The organism is Cyanobacteria bacterium GSL.Bin1, from assembly GCA_009909085.1.
GTDB lineage: Bacteria > Cyanobacteriota > Cyanobacteriia > Cyanobacteriales > Rubidibacteraceae > Halothece.
In genome coordinates, this window is the sequence record JAAANX010000132.1 from 1 (window position 1) to 8,178 (window position 8,178).

Here is an 8,178-nt window from a genome sequence, read left to right on the forward strand (position 1 = left end):
AAAAAATTGAACAAGAAGTTTCGAGTTTCTATCTCATCGATGAAATTAGCGCAACCTATCGTGGCATGATGATCGCTATTCCACCTCAAGAATGGGAAATTTTCGCATCAATGGGTCTGATAGAGTTTAGTAAACTTCTTCTAGATTTAGCCAATCGCATTAATTTAGGGCTTGCTGAATTAAGCTGAAGTGTAGAGCCGAGAAGGAATAGAGAAACAATCAAAGCACAATGGGGAACTGAATTTAGGGTAAAATCGGGAAAAACCCTTGCACCTTCCTCAAAACGGAGAAACCACATGTATCGAAAAACCCTTTCGATATCAAGCTCCGCAGATGATTTTGATCTCCCCTTTCAAGGGCAGCTGTCAAATAACAACCGATGGGTGATTTTAGCGGAGTTGATTCCTTGGGAGGAGTTTGAACAAGAATATGCCGAACTTTTTTCCACAGAAAAGGGAGCCCCAGCTAAATTATTTAGAATGGCTTTGGGGTCTTTGATCATTAAAGAAAAATTGGGAATTAGTGATAGAGAAACCGTAGAACAAATCAAGGAAAACCCTTATTTGCAGTACTTTATTGGTTTAGAGTCCTATCAAGAAGAAGCTCCCTTCGATGCTTCAATGCTTGTTCATTTTAGACAAAGGATTAATCAAAAATTAATCAATCAAATCAATTATCGGGTGGTGGAAAGAGAGCGCGAGAAAGAATCCTCAAATTCAAGCGTAAAAAAAAAGAAGAAATAGAAGAAAATGAACCGAGAAAAAATTGCGGAAAATTACTCTTGGATGCTACCTGTGCTCCTGCTGACATCAAATATCCTCAAGACTTAGGTTTGCTGAATGAAGTAAGACAGGAAACGGAGAAAATTATTGATCTCCTATACCAACCGCTTCAAGGAATAATCAAAAAGAAGCCAAGAACCTACCGTCAAAAAGCGAGAAAGGATTATTTAACGATCGCGAAACAGAGAAAACCTTGAATTAAGAAGCGTCGCCAAGCTATTAAAAAACAACTTCAATATCTGAAAAGAAATCTCTCACACATTGAAAAGTTGATTGTTCAAGGGAGTTCTCTAACTCTTCTCAGCAAAAGACAGTATAAACGTTTGTTAGTCGTTCAGGAAGTAGCTCGTCAGCAAGGAATAATGTTTGAGAACAATCAAAGAAGAATTGATGATCGGATTGTTAGTGTAAGCCAACCCCACGTGCGTCCAATTGTGAGAGGAAAAGCTGGACAAGCGGTAGAGTTTGGTGCCAAACTTTCTGCTAGTTGTTTTGATGGGTATGTCTTTTTAGATCATTTAAGTTGGGATAATTACAACGAATCAAAAGACTTTAAAGCTCAAGTCGAAGCCTTTAGAGCTTATACAGGATTTTACCCGGAATCGGTTCATGTTGACCAAATTTATCGAACACAGGAAAATCGAGCTTGGTGTAAGGCAAGAGGAATTAGAATTAGCGGTCCTCGTTTAGGAAGACCACCCAAAAAAGTCAGCTTAGAAGAAAAGAAACAAGCCCGATTAGATGAAAGAATTAGAAATGAAATCGAGGGGAAATTTGGTCAAGGAAAGAGAAGATTTAGTTTAAATCAGGTGATGATGAAATTACCTTCTAGTTCGGAAACAGCAATTGCTCTTACTTTTTTAGTGATGAATTTAAACACGCTGTTGACAAGGGTGTCTTATCTTCTTTTTAATCTATTTTGGCAAAAATTCCTTTTAGCTTTACTAAAATTTATACGAAATGAAATTAAAATAAGTTTTATTTATTAAAATAATGCTCTCACCTGATGTGTTATTTCTCTTTTGCTGTAATTGACTCGAAGGGTCAATCGATCGCGACTTTTTCAGCAAGCCCTAATTTAGAGACTCTTCAGTCTCACCCACGTGGGCCGAAAAAGACCAGACGACAAAGGAAACGAACTCGTCCTGTTAAGCGACCTCATATTTCTACTGCTAAAATTTTAGTCCAAAATAAGGCAGCAAAATCAACACCTTGAAAGGGCTGGTCCTAAGATTGATCCAAAATACATCACTAAGGGATAGGACTTTTAACGAAGGAAGAGACTCCTATTAATTTCTCATAAAGCGCTAACCAATTTTCCGCTATAGAATCCCAGTTGTGATGTTGCTGCACATACTCTGTTGCTCGGTTTGCCATTTGTTGCATTAAGGTAGGGTTTTGGATCGCCCAATCTAGAGTTTGGGCACAATGATCAACGTTGCCTTCTTTAAAGAGCACCCCTCGGTTACTCCCCAAAAGTTGACGATGCACAGGAAGATCACTAGCCAGCACAGGAATTCCTTCCTGCATCGCTTCTAACAGGGCTAGCGGCAGTCCTTCAATTTTTGAAGGTAAGATAAATAAACCCGCACCTCTAACAATTTCAGCCAAACGCTCACCCTGAAGCTCTCCCATAAAAAGAATATTAGGATTGAGATTACTCAACCGCCGGAGTTGCATATAGTAATCCCAGGTGTCGCTAATACCGCCGACAAAAACCAATTTCCAATCGATGGGTAGAAGTTTCTGAAATGCTCGAATTAATAAATCAGGCTGCTTTTCTGGAACGAGTCGTCCTAAAAACAGCAAATAACGTCCTGGTGCTAGTCCCTGACTCTTTCCAAAGGGAAACGCTGGATCAGATTGTGAATAGTGAGAGGGAGCGTTGCTGATATATGTGGTTTGACGGTTGTATTTCTTTTGAAAGTAAGTACCTAAATCCTCTGACACAACACCAATTTCATGGGCATATCTTACCGTCGCTTTTTCGCCGAATTTAATTAAATGAGTAGAGAGTTTTCCCCATTTCGCGCGCTGCCAGTCTATTCCATGGCAGGTTACGACAACCTTTGCCTTGGAGTTGACTAAACGGGGAAGCCAGCTAAATATAGCAGGGCCTAAAGCATGAAAATGGATAATGTCAAATTGTCGCAAACTAGCAATCGTTGCAGCTAATCCGGAATTCACGAGTGCATCTATTCCTCGTAAGGGAACAGAGGGAAGACTAGCGATCTGCACATCTTTATAAAAAAAAGCACTATTAAACCCTAATCGGGGAACAGAGCCGAGAGTAGAGATCCGAACATCTTTGTGAAAAAAGGGGACATTGAAAAGCCAATTAATATAAGAAGAACGGGCAAAAACTGTGACTTCATGACCTTTGGCAGCAATACGGTGATAAATCTCGGCACAGTGGTGCTCTATTCCTCCCTGACGCGGGGGTAGCCCCTTAGAACCAATGACAGCAATTTTCATAAGATTAAATTGAATTTAAAGATTTTTTATTAATGTGTGGCGGCTTGTCGGGGATGAGTGGGAAGGAATTGCCAATGTTGCAGCATATCAGCATAAACTTCTTCGATAACCCTCTTGGCGCTATAGGGAATCGCATTTTGAATACAGGCTTCAGAGGGAAAGCGCTCTGGGAATTGCAAGACTGTATCGATGGCTTTAGCAATTTTGTCGGGAGCGCGATCGCGACAGATAATGCCACACTCTTGTCTAAGTAAACGGGGGGTTTCACCCGTTTGCGTTGTTACCACAGGAGTCCCACAAGCTAGTGCTTCCAAAACAACCAAGGGTAAGCCTTCATAGGCACTCGTTAGCACTAGTAAACTAGCTAATCGATGAAAATTGGCTAGTTTTTGATGATGCACTGTTCCTAAAAAAGTGACTCGTTTCGCTATCCCCAATTCCTCTGCTTTTTCAACCATAGTGGCAGCAAGTTCTCCCTTTCCGGCAACCAAAAGATGGGCTCGGGGATCGGACAGCAAGGAGAAAGCCTCCAAAAGCAATAACGGATCTTTCTGTGGGTGAAGCCTTCCCGCAAAGAGAAGAAAACGTGTGTCTTCTGCAAGTCCCATCCGTATCGCTTGTTGCTGTCGTTTTTGGTCACGCTCTGTTACCGAAAGGTGATAAAAAACCTCCCCGTCAAAGCTATTACGAACAAAAGAAATACGTTGAGCCAGCTTTGGATATTGTTTTTGGTAGAGCTGTGTCGATTCTGAATTACAAGACAGTATCCGATCAAACCGGGGCATAAGCTGTCGCTCAAATGCAAAGTAAACCTGTGGAAACCGTCGCCACAGAATGCCCTTAGTATCACTGGAGCGCATTTGTTGATGAATGTCATTATGTACAAACAGCGTTCTATGACCTCCCCCACCTTTAGCAAAAAGGGCAGATTCCAGGCGGTGAAAATGCATAAAATCTGAGGTGAAATCTTTTCCCCACAGGCTTAATGCATAGCGCAGTGAAGTGGGAATTAACTGGCGACGATCATCATCTAAGATCCTGAATAGAGGGAAAAATTCAACTGGACGTCCTGCCAATTCACGAGATTGCCATTGGCCAACAGCTCCATTAGAAGTTGCCTCCACACCAACCAGTCGCAGCGTCAACTCAGGAGGTGCAAATTTAATAAAGTTTCGTACCACCATTTGAATTCCTCCAATTGAGGAATGCCAGGGATCAAACTGGTAAAAAATAGTTAGTGAAGGCTTTTTCATATTTGCCCCTTGAGTTGGAAAGTGCTTCTATTATTAATTTATTTGTAATCTTAAAACTTTGAGCCAAACTAAGCGCTTTGTTGCAAGCCCCAAACAATTTAATATTGAGTATACTTTGGGTTAATGGGATGTAAATGAAATTGCTGGCGTAAACGTTACTCCCGACTGTTCTCTCAGTAATGTGTATTTTGCTCTTCACAAATTATACTGAGTGATTTTTTTCGCTCAAAGTAACTTTGAAAACGTCCTATTAAGCGATTGACATTACTTTGTTTGATATCAGGAATTTATAAACACCCTGTTAAATTATAAAAAAATATCACACCTTTCAGATAAAAATAGAATTAGATTTTCATTTCCGAATGTAAAAAACTTAAAATTGAATTATACAAGACTTGTCAGTGAATATATTCTGTATTTTTTGCTACTTAAATATCATAAACGTATGTTGACTTAGATCTTATAAGATATACCTCTTCCATTTAGCTAGCGAGCAATTTGAGTGCACTCTTGGTGTTCTTCTCAATTGGCTCTCGATGATCTGGTCATCGCCTTTGGATAGATTAATCTTCAGTTTTTGCTGGTCAGAGTAGCTTTCTTATTTGGTAAGAGCTATTAATCAATTAATTGATCTAGTCAAACAACATATTACACTAAAAAAATAGAATTGTCTACTTAGATATAAATATTTAAGTAATTATTTTTTATTTGTGATTTCAATTAAATATAAAAACTTTTAAAAAGCAATTAAATTATGATTTAAATCAAAATATTTAATCGAGAGTCGTCCATGTTAAATTTTTTCGTGCTTTTTTAAAGATCTGAATATTGGCTTTCTACCAATAACGATTTTTACCACGGTCTGGAAACAGGAATAATTTGCTGAGGAAAAAACTGGCTCAAGTTCTATCAAATTTAACCCCTTCGGTGGTTGCTTCTGTCACCGGATAGGATTTTATATTAGATGCTCTATCTGTAGCAAACATTTAAGGATTTCATATAATCACTGGCTGGAAGAACATGCGCTGAAATAACTTAATGTTTGATTCACCAACAGTGCTCTCACTAAGATTCAGTTGGGAGTTATTTTTCAATCGTCCAAAAAGGAAAATTTTGACTGGGGTTAATGGTTACCCCTTGGATATTATTCTGGGCAAAGGCATAATCAATGGTTTGCCAAAGGGGAACATAAGGCACATCCTGGGCAAGAATCTCTTGGATTTCTACGAAAATTTCTCGCCGTCGTTCTGGATCGCGCGATCGCCGCTGTTGATCAATCAGTTCATTCATCCGCTCGTTGTAATAAAATGAGCCTTGAGTTTTTGCCCCTCCTTCTTGACAGCCGTTTTCTGCACTCCCTTGGCTACAAGATAAAAAGGGATGGATGTAATTATCGGCATCGAGAAAATCCGGATACCAGTCAATTAAAGCCGCCGGATAAATCCCTTTGCTGATGTTACTAAAAAAGGAAGCTGATTCCACGGTTCGCGGTTCAATGTTCAGAATCCCGTCTAATTCTTGTTCTGCCATTGCACTGAGAGTGCTAGCAACTAATGAGCGAATGGTTGACCCTGAAGGATGCCAAACTTCTAGGGTCACAGGATTGGTTGGAGAATACCCTGCTGCTTGCAGTTTTTGTTTCGCTGCCTCAAAATCGGCATTTCCCTGTTCCGTTTGAAAGGTAGGTTCATAAGCAGCAAAAGAAGTAGGAATAAGACTGTAAATCGGTTCGGCTTGCCCTTGTAAGACTCGTTCATTAAGTAATGAGCGATCCATCATTAGCGCGATCGCGCGCCGCACTTCCCCCTGATTCACCGCTTCCGCTTGGGTATTCAGCATTAAATAATTGACCGCTGTCCCAGAAGAAGCAATTTCCTGCCATTTCCCGTCACTGGCAGAATTTCTTAAACTTTTAATTTGATTAGGATCAAAGGATTGATAGGCAACATCAACGCCACCAGTACGAAAAGCATTAAACAGATTTGCCGGATTACTGGCATAAATCTGCATATCCACTCCTTCATTAGTGGGCTGGTCACCCCAATAATCAGTAAAGGGATCAAGCCGTACCGTGTCGCTGGTAAATTCGGTTAATTGGTAACGTCCAGTTCCCACAAACTCATTGGGTAAAAATTCACCAGCACCAATTTGATAAGCCTCTGGAGAAACAGCACACGCCCCCGGAAAAGCCAGTAATGACGGAAAAGCAGCAAAGGGTTGTTTCAGGGTAATCGTGAGTTCATATTCTCCCGTTGCTTGAATATTTTCGATAATATCTGCTAGTAGAAAAGAGGGTTTACCGCCGTTTTCAATAAACCGTTGTAAGGAAAATTGCATTGCTTCGCCATTAAATGGCGTTCCATCATGAAAGGTTACCCCTTGGCGCAACGGAATTGTATAAGTGAGTCCATCCTCACTAACAGTGGGCATTTCAGTTGCCAACTGAGGCTCTAAATTGGTTGCTCCTAACTCATAGGTGTAAAGGCGATCACTGAGATTATAGATCAGTCCTAAGCCAGCCAGTTCATAGCTATCAGCCGGATCAAGGGTGCGAGGCTTTAGAGTCGTCCCAATCCTTACCCGATTGCTATTCTCTGAAGTATCTTCGGGGGGTGAGGTCTGTTGTTGATTATTACAGCCGATAATGAGAAGAAGACATAAGCCAAACAAGCTGATAAACTTAGCAACTTGCTTCCACTGTCGAGAGAATTGAAATACAGCGCGATTAATCATTGCTCTTTCCCTTACCAGTAGGGTGCATTCGGGAAACACCCTACAATTTAATTAACTAAGGTTGTTGAAACTGTTGGGTATAGACTTCATCTTCTTTTTCTGACTCAATCTTTAAGTCAGAACGGGGATAAGCCACACATAACAACGCATAGCCTTTTTCTTGTAATTCTGGGGAAACTCCCATACCATCGGTTTGATCCACTTTTCCTTCTAGGATCAGTCCGGCGCAGGTCGTGCAAACCCCAGCAGTACAGGAACTTGGGAGATCAATGCCTTCATTATGGGCGGTTTCAAGAATTGTTTTGTCTTCAGGAACGGTAATGGTATGAGTTTGACCTTGGTGATGGATTTCGACAGTGTAGGTATTTGCCATAAATTAATGATTAACGCCCAGTCGCCACTGCTTTAACAAGTTTATGCGTGTTTGATTTTAGCAAACTTAAGGGGCTTTTGGGGGAGGAATCGATGATTGCTATGACGAAAATGCTAAATCGATTGTTATTGATGCCTTAATCCAAATCAAAAAATATAGAGAAAATTCTATAATTAGCAGGTTTCTTTAAAAATCCCACTCTGCAAACAATTGTTCCACATTGAAACTAAAGCCTGGAAGAATATCTTCTCCATCCAATGTATCTCCTGAGCGTAGAAATTGATCCGGTTCAGGAGAATGGTAGACCAAAACAAACTTTTCTTCAGGATGAATCACCCAAACCAAGCGGGTGTCATTTTCAAAATATTCGACGATTTTTTTGTGCATTCCTTCAACGGTATTGCCGGGAGAAAGAATTTCAATCCCTAAGTCGGGAGAACCGTAAACTACCACCACCTGCTACCGCGAGGTGGTGGCTTTTAGTAGCCCTGAGTCGCCAAATAAGTTAAGCTGAACGTACTTCTTGTTCACACTTAACCTACAAAACAATCCCGTGCCTCCA

The 8,178-nt window shown here is 40.5% G+C and carries 5 protein-coding genes and 2 pseudogenes; 2 read left to right on the forward strand and 5 right to left on the reverse strand.

Going from position 1 to position 8,178, the window contains the following annotated elements:
- Nucleotides 1–188: IS4/IS5 family transposase (locus tag GVY04_16625; GenBank protein ID NBD17693.1), on the forward strand; the 188-nt coding region annotated here is incomplete at its 5' end.
- Nucleotides 189–296: 108 nt separating this feature from the next.
- Nucleotides 297–1,678: pseudogene (locus tag GVY04_16630) on the forward strand (IS5 family transposase).
- A 355-nt stretch (nucleotides 1,679–2,033) separates the two neighbouring features.
- On the opposite strand, the gene GVY04_16635 reads toward GVY04_16630, so the two are convergent.
- The 5 genes and pseudogenes from GVY04_16635 to GVY04_16655 form a co-directional block, all read right to left on the reverse strand.
- Nucleotides 2,034–3,257: a glycosyltransferase gene (locus GVY04_16635; GenBank protein NBD17694.1), complete on the reverse strand. Its 1,224-nt coding sequence runs from the start codon at nucleotides 3,255–3,257 to the stop codon at nucleotides 2,034–2,036.
- Between the two features lie 29 nt (nucleotides 3,258–3,286).
- Nucleotides 3,287–4,510, reverse strand: coding sequence for a glycosyltransferase (locus GVY04_16640; GenBank protein ID NBD17695.1), 1,224 nt, complete (start codon nucleotides 4,508–4,510; stop codon nucleotides 3,287–3,289).
- A 1,083-nt stretch (nucleotides 4,511–5,593) separates the two neighbouring features.
- A complete protein-coding gene (locus tag GVY04_16645; protein NBD17696.1) occupies nucleotides 5,594–7,243 on the reverse strand; it encodes a peptide ABC transporter substrate-binding protein in 1,650 nt (549 codons plus the stop codon).
- Between the two features lie 55 nt (nucleotides 7,244–7,298).
- Nucleotides 7,299–7,616, reverse strand: coding sequence for a 2Fe-2S iron-sulfur cluster binding domain-containing protein (locus tag GVY04_16650; GenBank protein ID NBD17697.1), 318 nt, complete (start codon nucleotides 7,614–7,616; stop codon nucleotides 7,299–7,301).
- A gap of 186 nt (nucleotides 7,617–7,802) precedes the next feature.
- Nucleotides 7,803–8,057: pseudogene (locus GVY04_16655) on the reverse strand (Uma2 family endonuclease).
- Between the last annotated feature and the right edge of the window lie 121 nt (nucleotides 8,058–8,178).

What these genes read in the sequence shown, in the direction of transcription:
- GVY04_16635 (NBD17694.1), bottom strand. Translation starts at nt 3,257, where the DNA reads ATGAAAATTGCTGTCATTGGTTCTAAGGGGCTACCCCCGCGTCAGGGA.
- GVY04_16640 (NBD17695.1), bottom strand. Translation starts at nt 4,510, where the DNA reads ATGAAAAAGCCTTCACTAACTATTTTTTACCAGTTTGATCCCTGGCAT.
- GVY04_16645 (NBD17696.1), bottom strand. Translation starts at nt 7,243, where the DNA reads ATGATTAATCGCGCTGTATTTCAATTCTCTCGACAGTGGAAGCAAGTT.
- GVY04_16650 (NBD17697.1), bottom strand. Translation starts at nt 7,616, where the DNA reads ATGGCAAATACCTACACTGTCGAAATCCATCACCAAGGTCAAACTCAT.